The sequence below is a fragment of the Bradyrhizobium sp. Gha genome (assembly GCF_900113735.1).
In the GTDB taxonomy this organism is placed as follows: Bacteria; Pseudomonadota; Alphaproteobacteria; order Rhizobiales; family Xanthobacteraceae; genus Bradyrhizobium.
The window spans coordinates 1-18405 of the sequence record NZ_FOQM01000009.1 but is presented as its reverse complement, the minus strand read 5'-3'; the positions used below and the strand labels follow the sequence as shown (position 1 = coordinate 18405).

The 18405-nt window shown below is 64.0% G+C and carries 16 protein-coding genes and 1 pseudogene; 12 read left to right on the top strand and 5 right to left on the bottom strand.

What is annotated here, in order from left to right; genetic code table 11:
- Positions 1-70 precede the first annotated feature (70 nt).
- On the bottom strand, positions 71-1531 hold the full coding sequence (locus tag BM222_RS14065; RefSeq protein ID WP_177243211.1) for a GH1 family beta-glucosidase: 1461 nt from the start codon (positions 1529-1531) through the stop codon (positions 71-73).
- 626 nt (positions 1532-2157) lie between these two features.
- On the opposite strand from BM222_RS14065, the gene BM222_RS14060 reads away from it, so the two are divergent.
- From BM222_RS14060 to BM222_RS14045, 4 genes are all read left to right on the top strand, one after another.
- Positions 2158-2925: a M48 family metalloprotease gene (locus tag BM222_RS14060; RefSeq protein WP_177243210.1), complete on the top strand. Its 768-nt coding sequence runs from the start codon at positions 2158-2160 to the stop codon at positions 2923-2925.
- Positions 2926-3460: 535 nt separating this feature from the next.
- The gene (locus tag BM222_RS14055; RefSeq protein ID WP_092228838.1) at positions 3461-4222 is read left to right on the top strand and encodes a hypothetical protein; all 762 of its coding nucleotides are present in this window, start codon (positions 3461-3463) and stop codon (positions 4220-4222) included.
- A 78-nt stretch (positions 4223-4300) separates the two neighbouring features.
- Positions 4301-4759, top strand: a complete 459-nt coding sequence (locus BM222_RS14050) for a hypothetical protein (protein WP_092228837.1) — start codon at positions 4301-4303, stop codon at positions 4757-4759.
- A 114-nt stretch (positions 4760-4873) separates the two neighbouring features.
- The gene (locus BM222_RS14045) at positions 4874-6649 is read left to right on the top strand and encodes a S8 family serine peptidase (RefSeq protein ID WP_092228836.1); all 1776 of its coding nucleotides are present in this window, start codon (positions 4874-4876) and stop codon (positions 6647-6649) included.
- Positions 6650-6704: 55 nt separating this feature from the next.
- On the opposite strand, the gene BM222_RS14040 is transcribed toward BM222_RS14045, so the two are convergent.
- The 3 genes from BM222_RS14040 to BM222_RS14030 form a co-directional block, all read right to left on the bottom strand.
- On the bottom strand, positions 6705-7112 hold the full coding sequence (locus tag BM222_RS14040) for a hypothetical protein (RefSeq protein WP_177243209.1): 408 nt from the start codon (positions 7110-7112) through the stop codon (positions 6705-6707).
- 140 nt (positions 7113-7252) lie between these two features.
- Positions 7253-9691: a TonB-dependent receptor gene (locus BM222_RS14035; protein ID WP_092228835.1), complete on the bottom strand. Its 2439-nt coding sequence runs from the start codon at positions 9689-9691 to the stop codon at positions 7253-7255.
- Positions 9692-9861: 170 nt separating this feature from the next.
- Entirely contained in the window at positions 9862-11220 is a 1359-nt protein-coding gene (locus BM222_RS14030) for a histidine kinase (protein ID WP_092228834.1), read from the bottom strand.
- Positions 11221-11417: 197 nt separating this feature from the next.
- Here BM222_RS14030 and BM222_RS14025 point away from each other — a divergent pair, with 197 nt between their 5' ends.
- Entirely contained in the window at positions 11418-12038 is a 621-nt protein-coding gene (locus BM222_RS14025) for a response regulator (protein WP_092228833.1), read from the top strand.
- 72 nt (positions 12039-12110) lie between these two features.
- Positions 12111-12956, top strand: coding sequence for an S-formylglutathione hydrolase (gene fghA / locus BM222_RS14020; RefSeq protein ID WP_092228832.1), 846 nt, complete (start codon positions 12111-12113; stop codon positions 12954-12956).
- A 168-nt stretch (positions 12957-13124) separates the two neighbouring features.
- Here fghA and BM222_RS42035 read toward each other — a convergent pair.
- Positions 13125-13234, bottom strand: a pseudogene (locus tag BM222_RS42035) (DUF2380 domain-containing protein); the annotation flags it as partial.
- Between the two features lie 199 nt (positions 13235-13433).
- Here BM222_RS42035 and BM222_RS14010 point away from each other — a divergent pair.
- The 6 genes from BM222_RS14010 (at position 13434) to BM222_RS13985 (ending at position 18276) form a co-directional block, all read left to right on the top strand.
- Positions 13434-14615: a lanthanide ABC transporter ABC transporter substrate-binding protein PedA1 gene (locus BM222_RS14010; protein ID WP_092228831.1), complete on the top strand. Its 1182-nt coding sequence runs from the start codon at positions 13434-13436 to the stop codon at positions 14613-14615.
- Positions 14600-15583, top strand: a complete 984-nt coding sequence (locus BM222_RS14005) for a YVTN family beta-propeller repeat protein (RefSeq protein ID WP_092228830.1) — start codon at positions 14600-14602, stop codon at positions 15581-15583. The genes BM222_RS14010 and BM222_RS14005 overlap by 16 nt, the downstream gene beginning before the upstream one ends.
- Complete coding sequence (locus BM222_RS14000) at positions 15580-16386, top strand: lanthanide ABC transporter ATP-binding protein PedB/LutE (RefSeq protein ID WP_092228829.1); 807 nt, start codon at positions 15580-15582, stop codon at positions 16384-16386. The genes BM222_RS14005 and BM222_RS14000 overlap by 4 nt, the downstream gene beginning before the upstream one ends.
- Positions 16383-17231: a lanthanide ABC transporter permease protein PedC gene (locus BM222_RS13995; protein WP_092228828.1), complete on the top strand. Its 849-nt coding sequence runs from the start codon at positions 16383-16385 to the stop codon at positions 17229-17231. Before BM222_RS14000 ends, BM222_RS13995 begins: the two co-directional genes overlap by 4 nt.
- Positions 17228-17842 (top strand): hypothetical protein, encoded by a 615-nt coding sequence (locus BM222_RS13990; protein ID WP_092228827.1) that lies wholly within the window; start codon positions 17228-17230, stop codon positions 17840-17842. Before BM222_RS13995 ends, BM222_RS13990 begins: the two co-directional genes overlap by 4 nt.
- A gap of 134 nt (positions 17843-17976) precedes the next feature.
- Positions 17977-18276, top strand: a complete 300-nt coding sequence (locus BM222_RS13985; protein ID WP_092228826.1) for a copper-binding protein — start codon at positions 17977-17979, stop codon at positions 18274-18276.
- Positions 18277-18405: the final 129 nt, after the last annotated feature.

Here is an 18405-nt window from a genome sequence, read left to right as displayed (position 1 = left end):
GGAGTCAATGTGGCACGCCTCTCTTCACCTCTCCCCGCCCGGGGGCCGCACGGGGGCAGAGGCGAACAGGTCACGCCCCCGCAGCATTCTTCGCGATCACGTTGCGATAGAAGCTCGCGCTGAGTTTTGGCGTCCGGACCTGGGTGTCGAAATCGACGTGGTAGAGGCCGAAGCGCTTGTTGAGACCGAACACCCATTCGAAATTGTCCATCAGGCTCCAGAGGAAGTAGCCGCGGACCGGCACGCCCTCGGTGGTGGCGCGCTGGAGTTGGGCGAGATAGTTGCGCAGGTACATGATGCGATCGGTGTCGTAGATCTTGCCGTCTTGCGTCACCTGATCCTCGCCGGAGGTACCGTTCTCGCTGATATAGATCGCATCCGTCTTCCAGATCTTTGCAGCCAGCTTCGGCACCCAGTAGATCGTCTCGGGGCCGACGCGCAGCCAGTCGGAATTCATGTGCGGGAATGATTTCGGGATCGGCACCGGCATGAAGCCGGCCCCCTGATCGGACGCCACGATGTAGTGCTGCGGCGCGTAAATGTTGAGGCCGAGGAAATCGACCGGCGAGGAGATGATCTTCAACTCGGCGTCGGTGTATTTCGGCGCGTCGGCGCCGGCGTATTTCAGGAACGCGTCGGTGTAGCGGCCGGTCATGATGACGTTGAGATAGCCGGCATTCAGCTCGCGCAACGCGATCTCGGCGGCGCGGACGTTCTCGGGCGTGTCGATCGCGGGAATGCAGGCATCGACATTCTCGGCCGGGCCCACGCGCGTGCCGCGGCGGCCGTGGGCGCGCACGGCCTGCACCGCAAGTCCGTGCGCGAGCGCGGTGTTGTGCCTGATCTGGTTTACCTCCGCTTGCGGCAAGGTCAGGCCCGGCGCATCGATGCCGATGCCGTAGCCGAAATAGACGAAGCGGCCGCTCTCGTTCAACGTGAATACGCATCTGACGCGATCGGTCAGGTGCCCGGCGACATAGGCCGCGTAGTCGCCGAAGATCTTGCAGGTCTCGGTCGAGCGCCAGCCGCCAAAACGATCCTGCAGCGATTGCGGCAGATCCCAATGATAGAGCGTGAGCCAGGGCTCGATGCCGTTCTTCAGCAGCTCGTCGACCAGGCGATTGTAGAAGTCGAGCCCCCTGGGGTTCGGTTTGCCGTCGCCATCCGGAAACACCCGCGGCCAGGCCACCGAGAAGCGATAGGCCTTGCAGCCGAGCTCCCTGATGAGCGCGATGTCCTCCTTGTAGCGATGATAATGCTCGTTCGCGCGATCGCCCGTGGTGCCGTCCTCGATCTTGCCGGGGATGCGGACGAACCTGTCCCAGATCGAGGCCCCCCGGCCGTCCTCACTGACGGCACCCTCGACCTGATACGACGAGGTTGCCGTGCCCCAAAGGAAGCCCGAAGGAAAGCTCCCCGCGCTGTGCGAGGCCAGAGCAGGCTTGGCCTCCGCCGGCTCTGGAGATGTTATTGCTACTGTAGACAGCCCCGCGATCATCGCGAACTGGCGACGCGAGAACTCGTCCGGCATTGCTACTCCTCCACTTCCATCGTTGCGGCCGGCACAATGGCGAGTTCCGGCCGATTTGAGAAGCGGAGTCCCTGGTTGTCTCGACTGCAACCGGCGCTCACAGCTGTCGTCTCCGACGTGGAGCGCAGAATAGGCACTATCGGACCAAACCATGGTTTAGCTTGCACACACCCCGGTTCCTGAGGCCTCATCCGGACGGCTTGCACTGAAGCGGATCGGATCTCCCGTGTGGATACCGGGACTTTTCTGTGTCCAAGGCGTGAAACTCGCATGACAAGACACCGGGAGAGCCGTAGCTTTTTGCTTTGAACGCGCACGAGGGGACAAGGGTGATTCACGCTGGCGTAAACCCGATGGCGTTGCGTGGTCGGCACGGCCAGGATGTCGTTGCCGGCCTCGCGCCAGGCCTTTCGTTGGCCCTGGTGCGGCATGCGCCGCGAGAGATGCTGCGCATTTTGCGGTGCGGCCCCGACGTCACCGTGGAGATTCATTGGCCGTCGGCGGAGGCAGGCCTCATCCTGCGATGCCGTATCGAGCTGAGCTCGAGAGACCAGTGGCGGTCGCGGCATCGGCAGCGCGCCCATCAGGCTGCGAACCATCAATCCTCTCAATTGGCGATCCTTGCCATGACATTGCTGCTCGCCGTTTGCGGCTGGAGCGTCGGCGGAGCCGCGGGCATGGAGCGGGCGTTGTCAGGGAGCGCACCCCGCCCCGACGAAACGATCATCTCGCACGAGAACGTGTATCGCTGGTTCGGCGCCCGCCTGCTGTCCCCCGCCGAAGTGCCGGACCTGTTCGCGATTCTGACAAAAGTTTGCAGCCGAGCCGGGCTGGTGCGATTGCCGGACCTCTACTGTCTGCCAACACCGCGCGACATGAATGCATATGCGCTCGGCGGACCGGAACGCAGTGCCATCGTGTTGACCGAAGGCCTGCTGCGCGGCATGACGCGCGACGAAGTTGCCGGGATATTGGCCCATGAAGTCGCTCATATCCGCAACAATGACGCCTGGACGATGGGCTGGGCGACGGCGTTGCGACGCGCGATCGATTGGACCTCGCTCGCTGGTCTCGCGCTGCTGCGAACCAGCCATCATATCGGTGGCACGACATCGAGCGGGCCATTGGCGATGCTGCTGAGCGCAGCACCAGCTCTCGGCCAGCTCCTCGGACTTGCTCTGTCGCGCGTTCGCGAACTCGATGCAGACGCAACGGCGCTCGAACTGACCGGCGACTCGCGAGCGCTCATTGCCGCACTCGACAAGCTGGAGCGCCATCACACCGGCTCTGCCCCAAGCCGCACGTCCGCATTCGCGCATGATCCCGTGCGTTTGCTTCGCAGCCATCCTGCCACCTCCGAGCGTGTCGGCACGTTGCTCGACCTCGCCTATTAGCATTCGCTGAAATCGACTCCCGATTTACCTCGGAAGATTCGCTGACCAGGCAAACAGTGCTGACGAAAAAACACGCTGCTTGAATTTTTTAATCTTTGCGGAGTTTGATCGGCGCCAAAATCTCGCCGCGCTTTCGCGCAACTAATTTCAACGTGAGCACGTTCTTCGCGTCTGCGCGGATTGCAGAACTGGGGAGATATCAGCGTAATTGCTAGCGTTTGAGCGGACGTAAACGATAATTGGCTAGCATCGTGCCAGCAAGGAAACCCCGCTCCACATCTCTCGACGGCCTATCATTTTGCCGTTCTGGAATTTCTTGCGGTCGGCTTGTCACCTTGAGGGGACGCAGCTTGCGACACCCAGCGGGCGACATTGCCTACTGCTGAGATTTCTGTGCCAAGCATTTGAACTTGAAGATGCAACGCCGTCGCACCGGCGTGACGGACTGCTATTGCCAGCGAAGGGGTCGCGCGCGACCGGCCTTGGCAGGATTTTGGGCTGAGGGCACCAACCATCGCAAGGAGGAGACCACGCGATGACCTATTATGACACCCTGCAACAGAACCCCGCTCATAGTTCGCCATTCGGACAGTTCGGTCCGCAACAATGGGGATCGGGAGCATTCGGTTCGCAAGGCGGCCAACAGTATGGACAAGGCGGCCTTGGATTGGGCCAGGCGGCCTATGGACAGCAATACGGGCAGTTCGGTGGTCAGCCGACCTTCGGCGCGTTCGGATATGGCACCGGCTGGGGCGGGCAAATGGGCGGGGGTCAACAACAGCCCTGGGGCGGGCAACAGCGCCAGCTTTCACAGCAGGACGTGAGCGAGGTCGTGCGGCAATTAATACCGGCGCTGCCTCAAATTCTCGCGCAAGCTCAAACTCCATTCGCAGGAATGGGCTATGCGGCTTACGGCCAGACGCCGCGGCAGTTAAGTCCGCAAGACGTGAGCGAGGTCGTGCGGCAGATCCTGCCCATCGTGCCGCAGATCGTGGGAATGCTGCAAGGCCAGCCTCAGATGCAGCATTCGGCCATGCATGGCGGTCCCGGTCAGGGTCAGTTCGGAAACTTCGGTCAGTTCGGTATCGGCCATCCCATGCAGGCTCAGCCAGCGCAGATGTGGGGTACCCAGTTCGGCGCGCCGCAGTTCCAGGCGGCATTCGGCGGTGCGACCGGGTTTGGCCAGCAGCGACAACTGACGCAGCAAGACGTCGCCGACATCACCCGCCAGCTGATCGGCGTCATTCCTCAGGTCATCGGTAACCTTCAGGCCTACGGCCAGCAGCGTATGATCTGACCGCGCGGTAGGGCGCGACCGCCGCCAAAAGCGGCGGTCGCGCCTGCCGTTGTGCACGCTTCTTTCAAGGAGAGCCTCATGTCGGATTCCAATCCCTCTGCCGCAACCACGTCGCAGCGACACTCGTCAGACATTCAGCAGCTCGTGGGCCTGCTTGGCAATCTGATGCCGCTGCTCTTGCGCCTGCAGTCGCAAGGTTTCGAGCAGCCATTCCGAACCGCGCCCGGCAATTTCCCGATGCCGAATCCAGTGCTCGATCATCAGGCTGCGGAAAACATGATCGGAGACATGATCGCAGAATCGCTGCGTTCGCTGTCTGCCTATCTCGAGACCAATGCGGCACAGCATGCGGGCCTCGAAAACTGCGTCTCCACCGTCACCCAGGCAGCCAACAAGTTTACCGAGCGGGATTTCGCGCAGGCCTTCAACTTGATCTATTTCGCCTACCGCGCGATCGAAGGCGCTCGCGCAGCCGATCCCCGCGTTCCGCTGCTGCGACAAGCTTCGATCGATCGCACGCAATCTTCCATTCACTAGAGCCCGTTCCGATGGAATCGGAACAGGCTCTAGATTCTTGTTCTGAGGCGTTTTCTTTACGCGAACCGGTCTCAACTTCGCTCGAAAACGCTCTCAATCAAAGGAGGCGACGCCATGGCAGCAAATCAAGATGATGCGCGACCGACCTCGAGCGGAACCCGAAGCAAACCCGTGCGCAACACCCAATACATGATCGCGCCGGCGGGTCCCGGCGTCAGCGCACAAACGCTGGCGGAACAGCTGAACCAGTTCGGCAACATCCTGTGGACCCATGACCAGCGTGGCGTCAGTGGCCCGCCCATTGCGATCGTGCGCATGCCTGACGAAGCCGCCGCCGCGTTGCGCCGCTCCACGGCCGGCAGCTTGATCATCGAGTCCGACAGCCATCTGCGGGCTGCATCCTTCGCCCGCCCGGTCTCCTCTTTCATCCCGGCGGCTACGACGATGAACGCACTCGGGCCGGACTTGAAGGTGACGATCCGGGTCCTCAGCGAAGCAGGTGCTCCTGTGGAACGGGCATGCGTTCAGCTCGTCGGCGAGCAGGCGTCAGTTCAAGGACGGACGGACCGTGATGGCAATGTCGATCTGACGCTGCCGGACGAAGTGCCGGAAACAATCTCCGCCATTTTCGTCAGCGCGCGTTCCGGCCATTGGGGCTTGTGGCAACAGCATCCGAATATCGAGGCCGATGCGGTGAACACCGTCACCCTCAAACCGCTGCGGCTGCCCGACCGGCCGCATTGGGGCAGCGAAGCGATGCGCTTCGATCAGATTCCAGACCACTGCCGTGGAGCTGACGTCAGGATCGCCCTCATCGACAGCGGCGTGGCGACCAGTCACAAGCAACTGGCTGGCATCCAGCGCGGTGTCGATGCCCGCAATGGCGAAGATCGCTCATGGTCAAAGGATGCCACCGGCCACGGCACGCATTGCGCAGGCATCATCCACGCGGCCGCGCAGGCAGATCACTGTATCCGCGGCTATGCCCCGGACAGCGAGCTGCATGTCTACAAACTTCCAATGGATGCCCGTTGCAGCGACCTGATCGCGGCGCTCGATGATTGCCTGCAAACCGGCATCGACGTGGCGTGCATCGGAGTCGGTTGCGAGCGCGGCTCCGCGCTGGTCGAGCAGCACATTGCCATGGCCAAGCAGCAAGGCATCAGCATCATTGCCGCCGCAGGCAACTCCGGACAGGGCGTTCTGTTTCCCGCGTGTTCTCCGCACGTCATGGCAGTCGGTGCGGTCGGACGGAAGGGAAGCTTCCCGGAAGACAGTCCGCAGGCTGCGCAGGCCGCCGTCGCCATTGCGACGGCGGGCGGGTTGTTCGTACCGCCTTTTTCCTGCCGCGGGTCCGAACTCGACCTGTGCGCACCCGGTGTTGCGGTCATTGCCTGCCAGTCGCCGGAGGGCTATTCCGTCTGCGACGGCACCTCACTGGCAGCGGCTCACGTCGCCGCACTTGCGGCCCTGATCCTCGCCGACCACGGCGACTTCAAGAGCAACTTCATCGCAAAGGATGCCCATCGGGTCGAACGGCTGTTCCAAATCCTGAAGGATACGGCGCAGCCCATCGGCCATCCATGGCAGACCGGAGCCGGGTTGCCGGATGCTGCCCGCGCGCTCGGCGTCTGGACCGATCAGCGGCCCCTTGCCATGCCTCTAGATGCGGGATTGCGCGAGATGCGCAGCGCCATCCGGCAGCTCGACCGCATTCCATTCGGCGCAAGCCAGGCGATGATGTTCGAGCCGCCGCGCGGCCCGGCCAACGTGACGCGGCTTCCACTGAATCCGGCACCTCTGGCGTTCCAGGCTGCCGGCGCGGGAACGGCGACGGTGCATGAACTCAGAGCAGCGATGGCGCTCGCGGGTCTGGCGGAAGGACCCTAGGCGATGAGCGGGATCCCGCAATCCCGGAACGTCAGCCGCATCCCCGCGAGCCCGATCAGCGCGAGCGCTTCGGTAACTTCGGAAGCTTGTCAGGATTGAACGCTGGCAACTGCTCGATTCGTTCAGTTGCTGGTCCCGGCTGTTCCGTCAGAATGAGAGTACCCTGCAGGACGACTCCGCGCGCCTGACCTGCCGTTGCCGTGTAGGTCGCGATCTTGTCGGGGCATGTCCCCTCGATCTCCAGCGTGAGCTCATCATAGACGCCGAAGACCGTGACACGTCCATCGGTATGACGCTTCGTCGACACGGTCGCGGTGAAGCGATCGCCATCGATCTTGCAGGAGCCGTGATACGTCATCAGGCTGTCGCGGCCCGAAATCTGGCCGTCCGCGACATGGACGATGCCGGTGCCTTGGTCGAGTGGCGTCTTGTACCACGCCGCGTAGGTACCGTCCTTCAGCATGGGAGCAGCCTCCGCTGATCTACCCGCACCGATGATCCGCACGATGAGCGCTAAGGAATCCTTAATCGCGCGGCCCGTGCGAATCCGGCCCTCCGCGCGAGGCGCAGGCATTATACCAGGCGGGCGCTCATCGAGCCGTCTCAGAACGTCACCCGCATGCCGGCATAGAACGCTCGGGGTCTTGCCGGGCTCAGCGAGCGCGGATCGGTGAAGGGGTTGCCACTGTTGGCGAAGTTCGGGACCGCCGTGGTGTCGAAGAACGTACCGTAGCTCGCATAGCGGTTGTCGAAGATATTGTCGACCTTGCCGTAGAGCTGGACGTTCTTGGTGAACTGATAGGAGGTATGCAGGTTGAACACGGCGTAGGAGGGCAGCTTCGAAGCCTGGTTGGATTCGTCGCCGACCAGATATTGGCTCGAAACCCACAGCGCATCGCCGCCAACCTTCCAGGCGTCGGTGGCGGCGTATTCGATACCGGCCTTGATGCGGTGACGCGGCACGGCCGGGATCTGGTTGCCCGCTACGACCTGAATGGTCCCCGTCCCAGGATCGGCAAAGGGGCTGTTGGACGAGAGCTCGAGCGCGTCGAGGAAGCGCGCGTCCACCAGCGCATAGCTGGCATGGAATTGAAGCCTATCCGATTTGAGATTGACCTCGGCCTCGAGACCCTGCCGGCGCGTCGCCCCGACGTTCTGGAAGAAGCCGAAGCCCTGCCGTCCGGCCACCGGCAGGCCCATGATGTCGTCGTGATTGGTGGCGCGGAAGCCGCCGATCTTCCAGCCGAGCGTGCCGATATTCAGCTCCTTGGTGCCGCGCAGGCCCGCTTCGACCGTCTTGGATACCACCTGCTTCAGCGGCGGGTCGGAGACCAGGAAGGATGCGATCAGGCACGGATTGTTCGGGTCGGCGCAGCCGAGCTCGAGCGGCGTCGGCACACGGTTGGCCTCGGAGTAACCGGCATAGGCGGTGAGCTCCGGCGTGATCTTGTAGGTACCGCCTATGACAGGATTGAAGCGGTCATAGGCGTGATCCCCGTTGAGCGCAGTGCCGAGTTGGTCCTCCAGCGTGACGCGGGCGTGGTTGAAACGGCCACCGCCGGTGATGGCGAAGGCATCCGAGACGTTGAAGGTGTCGAGTGCATAGAGGCCGGTATATTGATTGACGGTGCGCAGCGATACCGGGCCCATCTCGCCGGTCGCGGGGGTGCCGGATTGGCCAAGGAAGACCCCGCTGCCGCTGACGACGTAGTCGGTACCGATGGTTCCGAGCTCAGCCGACGCGTTGAAGCGGGTGACGCTGGCATCGAAGCTGGCGCCGAGCAGGAAGCGGTTTTCATGATCGAACAGTTCGTCAGTATTGGTCGCCTGGCCAGAGACGCCGAAGGTGGTCGATCGGGTGTAGGTCCGATCCAGTTCGCCGAGCAGGCTCCCGGACGCGAAGGGGTTTGCAAGCTGCGCGCCATTGAGGCCGTTCGCCGGTGTCGTGTTGTCGCCAAAGCAGAGCAAACCGGCCGCCGCGCATTCCTGCACGCTGCTCGGGTTGCCGTCGACCACACGCTGCTCGAACACGCGCGCATGCGCGGTCGCTTCGAACGTCCAGGCGGGCGTCGCCTCGACCTTGCCGGTCAGGTTGACGTGGCCGACGCGATTGTTGGTGGTTTGCGGTGAGGTGTAAACCGCGCCCCAATATTGCTGCAACAGCTCGGCGGGAACGGTGGCGGTCGCGCCGAAATCGTCGTCGGCGAGCCCCATATTGACGTGGAATTCGCTATCCCCGCCCCTGTAGCCGACATCGCCGTAGAAGCGCCGCACGTCCGATTGCGAGAGATTGCGGAAGCCGTTGTCATGCAGACCTTCGAGCGCGGCGTAGACGGCGTAATTGGCGTCGACCTGCTTGCCCCACTGTGCCGAGCTCTGGATGCGGCCGAACGAGCCGCCCATCGTGTCGGTCTCGGCCCCCTGGTAGCTAAAACCATCCTTCATTTGCAGATTGACCGCGCCGCCCAGCGCGTTGAGGCCGAAGGCGGGATTGTTGGTCACCACCGTGACCGAGCGGATCGCGGCGGTCGGGATCAGGTCCCAATTGACGCTGTCGGCGAACGCTTCGTTGACGCGCACGCCGTTCTGGTAGACGGCAAGCCCTTGCGGCGTCCCGACGATGGGTGAGGCGACGAAGCCGCGAAACTCGACATTCGGCTGGAACGGATTGCCGCTCACCTCGGTGATGTTGACGTTCGCGACGTTGTCACGCAGCGCGTCGCTCACGTTCATCGAGCCGGTACGCTTGATCTGGCTGGCATCGATCGCGCTGATGCTGGAGGGAACCTTGTCGACGTCGAGGCCCTTCGCATTGCCGGGCGCCGTCGGGTAGACGTAGATGCGGTTCTTGGGCTTGCCGGAGCTCACGACGCGCACCGGCGTTCGCGGCGCAGGACGCCGCGTCGTCCGCTGCGGCGCGGCCACCTCGACCGCGGGCAGGTTCTGGACGTTGGTCTCCTCGTCCTGCGCGGCCAGGCCAGCATCGCTCCAAAGCACCAGTCCCGTCGAGATCGAGACGATCAAAAGCTTTCGCGCGCCCATCCCCAGCCGTCCGAATCCCAGGCATCGACCGTTCTCGACGCCGCCGATTGCAGGAAGAAGTGTAGCCGGCCCTCGGGGTTGCACTAGCCGCAAAAGGTCGGGCATTCTCCGCACCCGTTTTCCCGACGAAATCGGGAATTTTTCCCGATCGGGAGTTTTCCCTGATGCGATCAGGCCGAAGCGGTCGGAACCAGTGCTTCGACGGTGACGCCGCCCTCGCCTGAGGCGACGTTGAGCGTGCCACCGAGCGCCAGAATCCGCTCGCGCATGCCGACGAGGCCGAAGCCGAGTTTCTGGCCCGGCTCCATGCCACGGCCATTGTCGCTGACGCGCACCCGGGCACAGCCACGGCCGTCGCGCCCCGGCTGCTCCGCCGGCTCGATCACCACATCGATCGCGGTCGCGCCGGCATGGCGGAAGGCGTTGGTGAGCGCCTCCTGCACCACGCGGTAGATCGTGAGATCGGCGGTCTCCCCTGTGATCCCGAGCGCCGGCGAGATCGTGGTCTCGATCGTCACGTCGGGATGCGATTCACGCCACAGCCGCGACAGCGATTCCAGCGCCTTGCCGAGGCCAAGCTCGGCGAGGCCGACAGGCCGCAAGCGCTCCAGCACGCGACGGGTGAACTGCTGTAGCGCATTGATCTGCTCGAGAAGCGCGCCGCCGTGCTTTCGCACGGCCTCTGCGCTGGGCGCGCGCCCGTCGGCGAGCTTCGTCAGCGCGCTGGCATGGGCGCGCAGCGAGAACAGATAGGGCCCGAACTCGTCATGCAGCTCGCGCGCGATCTCCTTGCGCTCGATGTCCTGGAGCGACACCGCGCGCTCGGCAAGTCGCCGCTTGTCCTCGACCGCTTCGCCGAGCGTTGCCGCCAGATGATTGAGCCTGGTGCAGATCGCGGCAAGCTCGGGCGCGCCGCCCGGCATCACGCGCGCGTCGTAGCGCCCGCCTTCGAGCTCGCTCATGGTCTGCGCCAGGGACTCGAGTGGTGCGAGCGCCCGGCCCACGACCGTCATCATCACGAGAAACAGCACAACCGCGATGACCGATCCGACCTCGAGCTGCGTGACGATGGCGTCCCAGATCTCGGCGATCTCGTCATTCGGATGCGAGATGATGACGAGCGAGCCGGGCCTGCCATGGACCGAAACAGGCACGCTGACGGCGGTCTGCTCGGGATGAACCAGGCTGACGAACCAGGCCGGCGGGCCGGGCGTGTCATCATCGCTATCGGCACGCGGCGACGTCAGCGGATTGCCGCCGGCGTCCCGGAGCGCGATGCTGACATGGCGGAGGCGATTGAGGTCGCGCGCGATCTGGTTCAACCTGGCATCGGGATCCGGCGCCTCGTTGAGATCGGCGACGATCATCTCGATGAACTCGCGCGCCAGCCGGATCACGCTCTGGTCCTCGGCCTGCACGCGGGGACCGGCCTCCGCGACCTGGCGGGCGATGTTGACGGCAAGCCCGAGCGCCAGCAGCAGCGCCAGCAGAAGGTTGATGCGCCCGCGCAAGGAAAGATTTTGCCACATTGCTTTCGCCTGTCCCACGAAGGATCGCTCACCCCTGTCCGATAGCGTTGACAGAGGCGAAGCGCCCGATATCTAATCGGAACGTACAGCAATCCCGGCCGGGTTGCATGACCCGACGCGCTTTCTCGTTCGGCATCATGCGGCGCGATAATGAAAGTCAATCCCGTCGCGGGAACGCGCTGTCGCGGGGAACGCCTATGCGCATTCTGATCGTCGACGATCATCCCATTGTCGCCTCCGGCTGCCGGGCCGTGCTGGCCGACGAAGGCGAGATCGAAATTCTGGAGGCTGCGGACGCCGAGGATGGCGAGAGCATTTTCATCGTCGAGCGCCCGGACCTCTGCGTGATCGACATCAACCTGCCGACCGTCTCCGGATTCGAGCTCGCTCGCCGCATCCTCGAGCGCGCGCCGGAGGCCTGCATCATCATGTTCAGCATGAACAACGACCCGGCCTTCGCCGCACGCGCGATCGAATGCGGCGCCAAGGGCTATGTTTCCAAGGCCGGCGACCCTGATGACCTCGTCGAGGCGATCCGCACCGTTGGCGGCGGCGGCACCTATCTGCCCAGCGCGATCGCGCGCAGCATCGCTTTCGCAGGGCCGACGCTGGCGCAGAGCCCGTTGTCGAAGCTGAACGCGCGCGAGATGGAGATCTTGCGGCTGCTGAGCGCTGGAAAAAGCCTGTCCGAGATCGCATGGCTGGTGCAATCGTCCTACAAGACGGTTGCCAACACCTCCTCGATCATGCGCCAGAAACTCGGGGTGAGGACCTCCATCGAGCTGGTGCGGCTGGCGATCGACAGCGGCGTGGCCTAAAAGCGCGCGACAAATCTCGGTCACATGAGCATTGCATTCTCGATGTGGTGAGATGCCACGGAGCCATCAGGCATGACGATCCAGACTGTCTCGACCAATACATCCCATGGCGGCGTGCAGGGCGTGTATCGCCATGCCAGCGCGGCGACGGGAACCGACATGGTGTTCTCGGTCTATGTTCCGCCCCATGCGGAGGGCGCGAAGCTGCCCGTGGTCTGGTATCTCTCCGGTCTGACCTGCACCCATGCCAACGTCACCGAGAAGGGCGAATTCCGCAAAGCCTGCGCCGAGCTCGGCCTGATCTTCGTCGCCCCCGACACCTCGCCGCGCGGGCCCGGCGTGCCCGGTGATGCCAACAACGCCTATGATTTCGGCCTCGGCGCCGGCTTCTATGTCGACGCCACGCAAGAGCCGTTCGCCCGCAACTATCGCATGTGGAGCTATGTCAGCGACGAGTTGCCCAAACTCGTGGCGGGACATTTTCCCGTCTATGCCAGGCGGCAAACAATCATGGGCCATTCCATGGGCGGCCACGGCGCGCTGACCGTGGCGCTGCGCAACCCACATCGCTACCGTGCTGCGAGCGCCTTCGCTCCGATCGCGGCGCCGTCGCAGGTGCCCTGGGGCGTCAAGGCACTGACCGGCTATCTCGGGCCGAACAAGGATGCCTGGCGCAGCCATGACACGGTGGCGCTGATCGAGGACGGCGCGAAATATTCCGGCTTCCTGGTCGATGTCGGCGAGGCCGATAATTTCCTGAAAGAACAGCTCAAGCCTGAATTGCTGCAAGCGGCCTGCACCAAAGCCAACATCCCGCTGATGCTGCGGCGACAGCCGGGCTATGACCACAGCTATTATTTCATCTCGACCTTCATGGCCGATCATCTGCACTGGCACGCGGAGAGACTGAAGGGCTAGCGGCTGCTCGAGTGCTTTCTCTTCCTTCTCCCCTCTGGGAGAAGGTGGCGCGAAGCGCCCGATGAGGGGTATCTCTCCACTCGTCGGACTGTTCGTGAGGATAGATACCCCTCACCCGGCTTCGCTGCGCGAAGCCACCCTCTCTCACAGGGGGAGAGGGTGAAAAGCCTACTCCGGCTTGCCGTAATTCGGCGCCAGCAGGCGATTGCGGATCAGATAGCTCGTCGTGCGCGACCAGGATCATCGGTGTTGCCACGCATGTCGGCGCTTGCCGCCGTGCCTCGGCGGATCGGCGAGTGCGGCTGATCCCGTCAACAGCAATGCTGCGAAACGCAGCAACGCTCGCACGATCGTGATTCCAGCGCTCCTGCGCGCGCGGACGAAATGCGGGGTTGCAAGCCTTGCCAAATCGGTCATGCTTCGAGCAGAAACAAGTCTCCACCGGCGGTCAAGCCGGGGAGGATGTTTGGAGGAAGCATGATCCGATGGTTCGTCGGCCTGATTGGCCTCGCTGTTGCGGCGACGCAGGCGCTGGCGGCGGACCCCGTTGAGATCAACGTTGGCTATCTCCGCGTTGCCGGCACCAAATCGACACTGTCGCTGGTCGAGCAGCCCGCCGACAATGACGGGGTCGCCGGCGCCAAGCTTGCGATCGAAGACAACAACACGACCGGAAGATTCACCGGCCAGCGCTTCACGCTGGAGGAGCACCGGATCAAGCAAGGCGAGGACGCCGTCCAGGCCGCGACCGCGCTCGCCGAACATAACGGCTTCATCGTGGCTGACCTGCCGGCCGATACGCTTCTGAAGGTTGCCGACGCCTTGCGCGATCGCGGCACGCTGCTGTTCAACGCCGGCGCCATCGACGAGCGGCTGCGCGAGGCCGATTGCCGCGCCAATGTGATCCACACCGCGCCGACGCGCTCGATGCTGGCGGATGCGCTCGGCCAATACCTGGTCTGGAAGAAGTGGTCGCGCTGGCTGCTGGTGGTCGGCTCGCATGACGAGGACAGGCTCTACGCCGATGCGCTGCGGCGCGCCGCCACGCGCTTCGGCGCCAAGATCGTGCAGGAGCGGACCTTCGAGGACAAGGGTGGCGCGCGCCGCACGGACTCCGGCGTGACGCTGATCCAACGGCAGATGCCGGTGTTCACGCAGCAGGCGCCGGCCTACGACGTGCTGGTGGCCGCGGACGAAAGCGAAGTGTTCGCAGCCTATTTGCCCTATCGCACCTGGGACCCGCGGCCGGTCGCGGGCTCAGCCGGCCTCGTGCCGCGCAGCTGGGATGCGGCGCAGGACCAGTGGGGCGCGACGCAGATGCAGAGCCGCTTCATCAGGCTGAACGCGCGACGGATGACCGCGCTCGACATGCAGGCCTGGACCGCCGTGCGCATGATCGGCGAGGCCACCTCGCGCACCAAATCCGGCGACGTCAAGACGGTGACGGATTTCATCGAGGGGCCGAACTTCGAGATCGCCGCCTTCAAGGGCACGCGGCTGACCGTGCGCGACTGGAATCTCCAGCTGCGCCAGCCGATCCTGCTGGTCGATGGCCGCATGGTGGTGTCGGTGTCGCCGCAGGAAGGTTTCCTGCACCAGGTGTCCGAGCTCGACACGCTCGGCTACGATCGCCCGGAGAGCAAATGCAAGCTGAAATGAGGCGTCGAATGGTGCGTGCGGGATTGCTGGCCGGACTGGTGCTGGCAGCAACGCCCGCGCATGCCGTCATCGCCTACGTCTCGAACGAGAAAAGCAACACGGTCTCTGTCATCGACACCGACAGCTGGACCGTGACGGAGACCATCAAGGTCGGCCAGCGCCCGCGCGGCATCGAGTTCACCCGTGACGGTAAATTCGTCATGGTTGCGGTCGGCGACGACGACACCATCCAGGTGATCGACGCGAAGACCCAAGCGGTGGTTGACACCCTGCCCTCCGGACCCGACCCTGAATTGTTCACCCAGGATGCCGCCGGCAAGACGCTCTATGTCGCCAACGAGAACGACAACACCGTCACCGTGATCGATCTGGAGAAGCGCGCGCGCCTCGGCGACATCCAGGTCGGCGTCGAGCCCGAGGGCATGACCATCAGCCCCGACGGCAAGACCCTGATCAACACCTCCGAGACGACCAACATGGCGCATTTCATCGACACCTCGTCGCGCCAGATCGTCGCCAACGTGCTGGTCGATCCGCGCCCGCGCTTTGCCCAGTTCAAGCACGACGCGTCCGAATTGTGGGTGTCGTCCGAGATCGGCGGCACGGTATCGATCATCGATCCCGCAAAGCATGAGGTGACCGGCAAGATCACCTTCGAGATTCCGGGCCTGCGGAAAGAGGCGATCCAGCCGGTCGGAATCGGCATGACCAAGGACGACAAGACCGCGTTCGTCGCGCTCGGTCCCGCCAACCGCGTCGCGGTGGTCGACACCGCCTCGCGCAAAGTCACAAAATATCTGCTGGTCGGCCAGCGCGTCTGGCATATGGCGTTCACGCCGGATGAAAAATATCTGCTCACTACCAACGGCGTCTCCAACGACGTCTCCGTGATCGACGTCGCCGCCCAAAAGGTGATCAAGACCATTCAAGTGGGCGAGCTGCCCTGGGGCATCACGATCGCGCCATGACCAGTCCCGCCCCTGTCGCAGAACAACGCGAGACATTGAAACGTGGTCCGGCCGCGGTGCCTGCGTTGTCGATCGACGGCGTCAGCCATTCCTACGGCCCGCGCCGGGCGCTGATCGACGTCTCCTTCAATGTGCAGCCGGCGAGCTTCACCGCGCTGCTCGGCCTCAATGGCGCCGGCAAGAGCACACTGTTCTCGCTGATCACGCGCCTGTTCGGCATCCAGACCGGGCGCGTCGGCATTTTCGGCCATGACATCAGCCGCACGCCCGGCGAGGCGCTGCGGTTGCTCGGCGTCGTGTTCCAGCCGCGCACGCTCGACCTCGATCTGTCGCTGACGCAGAACCTGCTCTATCACGCCGCTCTTCACGGCATCAGCCGGCGCGAGGCGGCCACGCGCAGCGCCGAGTTGCTTGCGCGCATTGGCCTCACTGAGCGCGCCGGCAGCAAGGTGCGCGATCTCTCCGGCGGGCAGATGCGGCGGCTGGAGATTGCCCGCGCGCTGCTGCACCGGCCGCGGCTGTTGCTGCTGGACGAGCCGACCGTCGGCCTCGACGTCAAGGCGCGTGCCGACATCATCAGCCATGTCCGCCAGCTCGTGACCGAGCAGGGCATCGGCGTGCTCTGGGCCACGCATCTGTTCGACGAGATCACGGCCGGTGACGAGCTCGTGGTGCTGCACCAGGGCAAGGTGCTGGCGCAGGGTCCGATGAACCGCGTCATCACCGAGGCCGGCGCGCAGGACGTCAACACCGCCTTCATGCGCCTGACGGGCGCGCAAGTGATGCCGGGAGGCGGCACATGAGCAGCATCGCCACGCGCGACGCACCGCGCGGCTTCTCGTTGCAGGAGTACATGACCTGCCTGACCGGCATCGTCTGGCGCGAGGGGCTGCGCTTCCTGCATCAGCGCGAACGCTTCGTCTCGGCGCTGGTGCGGCCGCTGGTGTGGCTGTTCATCTTCGCCGCCGGCTTCCGCCAGGTGCTCGGCATCTCCATCATCCCGCCCTACGAGACCTACATCCTCTATGAGGTCTTCATCGCGCCCGGGCTGATGGCGATGATCCAGCTCTTCAACGGCATGCAGTCCTCGCTCTCGATGGTCTATGACCGCGAGATGGGCAATATGCGCACGCTGCTGGTCAGCCCGTTGCCGCGCGGCTTCCTGCTGTTCTGCAAGCTGCTTGCGGGCACCGCGGTGTCGCTGCTCCAGGTCTATGCATTCCTGATCATCGCCTGGTTCTGGGACATCACGCCGCCCCCGATCGGCTACCTCGCCGTGCTGCCGGCGCTGATACTATCAGGGCTGATGCTGGGCTCGCTCGGCATGCTGATCTCCTCCGGCATCAAGCAGCTGGAGAACTTTGCGGGTGTCATGAACTTCGTCATCTTCCCGATGTTCTTCGCCTCCTCGGCGCTCTACCCGCTCTGGCGGGTGCAGGAGGGTAGCCCCTATCTCTACTATGTCTGTCAGGCCAATCCGTTCACCCATGCGGTCGAGCTGATCCGGTTCGCGCTGTATGGGCAGATCAACTGGATCTCGCTCGCCGTGGTCGGAGCCTGCACAATCGTGTTCATGATCGGCGCGATTTTCGCCTATGATCCCTCACGCGGGCTGGCGCGGCGCGGGCCGGCGGGAGGCGAAGGATGACGGTTCGGACATTTGCGCTTGGAGCCCTTGCGTTCGCCGCCGTCTCGACCATCGCCGCACGCGCAGCCGATCCGCGTTATCCAAACTGGCCCTGCGCGCAGGCCAAGGTGCCGGAGATCTCGGTCGCCGCCGTCTGGGCAGGCCCCGCGCTCGACGACGCCGAGACCAAGTGGAAAGACGACAGCAAGGTCAGCGCCCTGGTCTCGAAGCTCGCGGCCCGCAAGACGCCGCTGGACGAGGCCGAGAAGTCGGTGAAGGACTTTCTGACCGGCTCCGCCGACAAGACCGCCAAGGCAAAGCTGCTGTTCGCCGGCCTGTTCGACACGCTCAACGCCCAGCGCTCCCAGGTCATGGGCGGTCTCGAGCGCGTCAGCCGCAAGCAGCGCGAGGCTGCCGACAAGATCCGCGAGGAGACCATCCAGCTCCAGGCGCTCCAGGACGCGACGCCGCGCGACGAGGCCAAGGTCGACGCCATGAGCAACCAGCTGATCTGGGAGACGCGCATCTTCGAGGACCGCCGCAAGGTGGTGCGCTTCGTCTGCGAGGTGCCGACCACGATCGACCAGCGCCTGTTCGCGCTCGGCCGCGTCATCCAGCAGGAAATCGAATAGCGTCAGCCTTCCTGTCGGCTTCATGAAAGTTCCCGCGATATCAACACGATCGTTAATGTTTGCGCGCTATCTGCCGGAACCAAATCGATCTAGGATGGCTTGTCGATGTGAATCTCTGGAAACGGGAGGCCTCGATGGGAACAGCAAGATTCATCTTCGCGGGCGCTGCAGCCGTCACCATGCTCGCATCCAGCGCTTTTGCTGACGATATGACCGGAATGGTCACTCGAATCGATCGTCTCAACAACACGATCTCGATCCAGCAGATGCAGAAGGGAACGGTCGGCGGCAGTGGCGGCGGCGCCGGCGCGCTCCAGCAGTACAAGGCCAAGGACGCTGCGATGCTGGATGCCGTTCACGCCGGAGACAGGGTGACCTACACCGCAACGAACACCGACGGGTCGGGCACGCTGACGAAGCTGCAGAAGCAGTAGGCTCCGCTCGCGACCAGGGGTCATGGCCGGGCTTGTCCCACGGCTGTCCGGTTGAGCGCTTAGCATAGACTGAGGCTCATCTGTCTGTGATCTTGAAGGACTGGCTCGGGCGCGTCCAGATTTTGGATC

Coding starts and splice junctions, on each gene's coding strand:
- BM222_RS14030 (WP_092228834.1), bottom strand. CDS start 11,220: ATGTGGCAAAATCTTTCCTTGCGCGGGCGCATCAACCTTCTGCTGGCG.
- BM222_RS14045 (WP_092228836.1), top strand. CDS start 4,874: ATGGCAGCAAATCAAGATGATGCGCGACCGACCTCGAGCGGAACCCGA.
- BM222_RS14010 (WP_092228831.1), top strand. CDS start 13,434: ATGATCCGATGGTTCGTCGGCCTGATTGGCCTCGCTGTTGCGGCGACG.
- BM222_RS14025 (WP_092228833.1), top strand. CDS start 11,418: ATGCGCATTCTGATCGTCGACGATCATCCCATTGTCGCCTCCGGCTGC.
- BM222_RS13990 (WP_092228827.1), top strand. CDS start 17,228: ATGACGGTTCGGACATTTGCGCTTGGAGCCCTTGCGTTCGCCGCCGTC.
- BM222_RS14050 (WP_092228837.1), top strand. CDS start 4,301: ATGTCGGATTCCAATCCCTCTGCCGCAACCACGTCGCAGCGACACTCG.
- BM222_RS13995 (WP_092228828.1), top strand. CDS start 16,383: ATGAGCAGCATCGCCACGCGCGACGCACCGCGCGGCTTCTCGTTGCAG.
- BM222_RS14060 (WP_177243210.1), top strand. CDS start 2,158: ATGACATTGCTGCTCGCCGTTTGCGGCTGGAGCGTCGGCGGAGCCGCG.
- BM222_RS14040 (WP_177243209.1), bottom strand. CDS start 7,112: ATGCTGAAGGACGGTACCTACGCGGCGTGGTACAAGACGCCACTCGAC.
- BM222_RS14035 (WP_092228835.1), bottom strand. CDS start 9,691: ATGGGCGCGCGAAAGCTTTTGATCGTCTCGATCTCGACGGGACTGGTG.
- BM222_RS14000 (WP_092228829.1), top strand. CDS start 15,580: ATGACCAGTCCCGCCCCTGTCGCAGAACAACGCGAGACATTGAAACGT.
- fghA (WP_092228832.1), top strand. CDS start 12,111: ATGACGATCCAGACTGTCTCGACCAATACATCCCATGGCGGCGTGCAG.
- BM222_RS14065 (WP_177243211.1), bottom strand. CDS start 1,531: ATGCCGGACGAGTTCTCGCGTCGCCAGTTCGCGATGATCGCGGGGCTG.
- BM222_RS14055 (WP_092228838.1), top strand. CDS start 3,461: ATGACCTATTATGACACCCTGCAACAGAACCCCGCTCATAGTTCGCCA.
- BM222_RS13985 (WP_092228826.1), top strand. CDS start 17,977: ATGGGAACAGCAAGATTCATCTTCGCGGGCGCTGCAGCCGTCACCATG.
- BM222_RS14005 (WP_092228830.1), top strand. CDS start 14,600: ATGCAAGCTGAAATGAGGCGTCGAATGGTGCGTGCGGGATTGCTGGCC.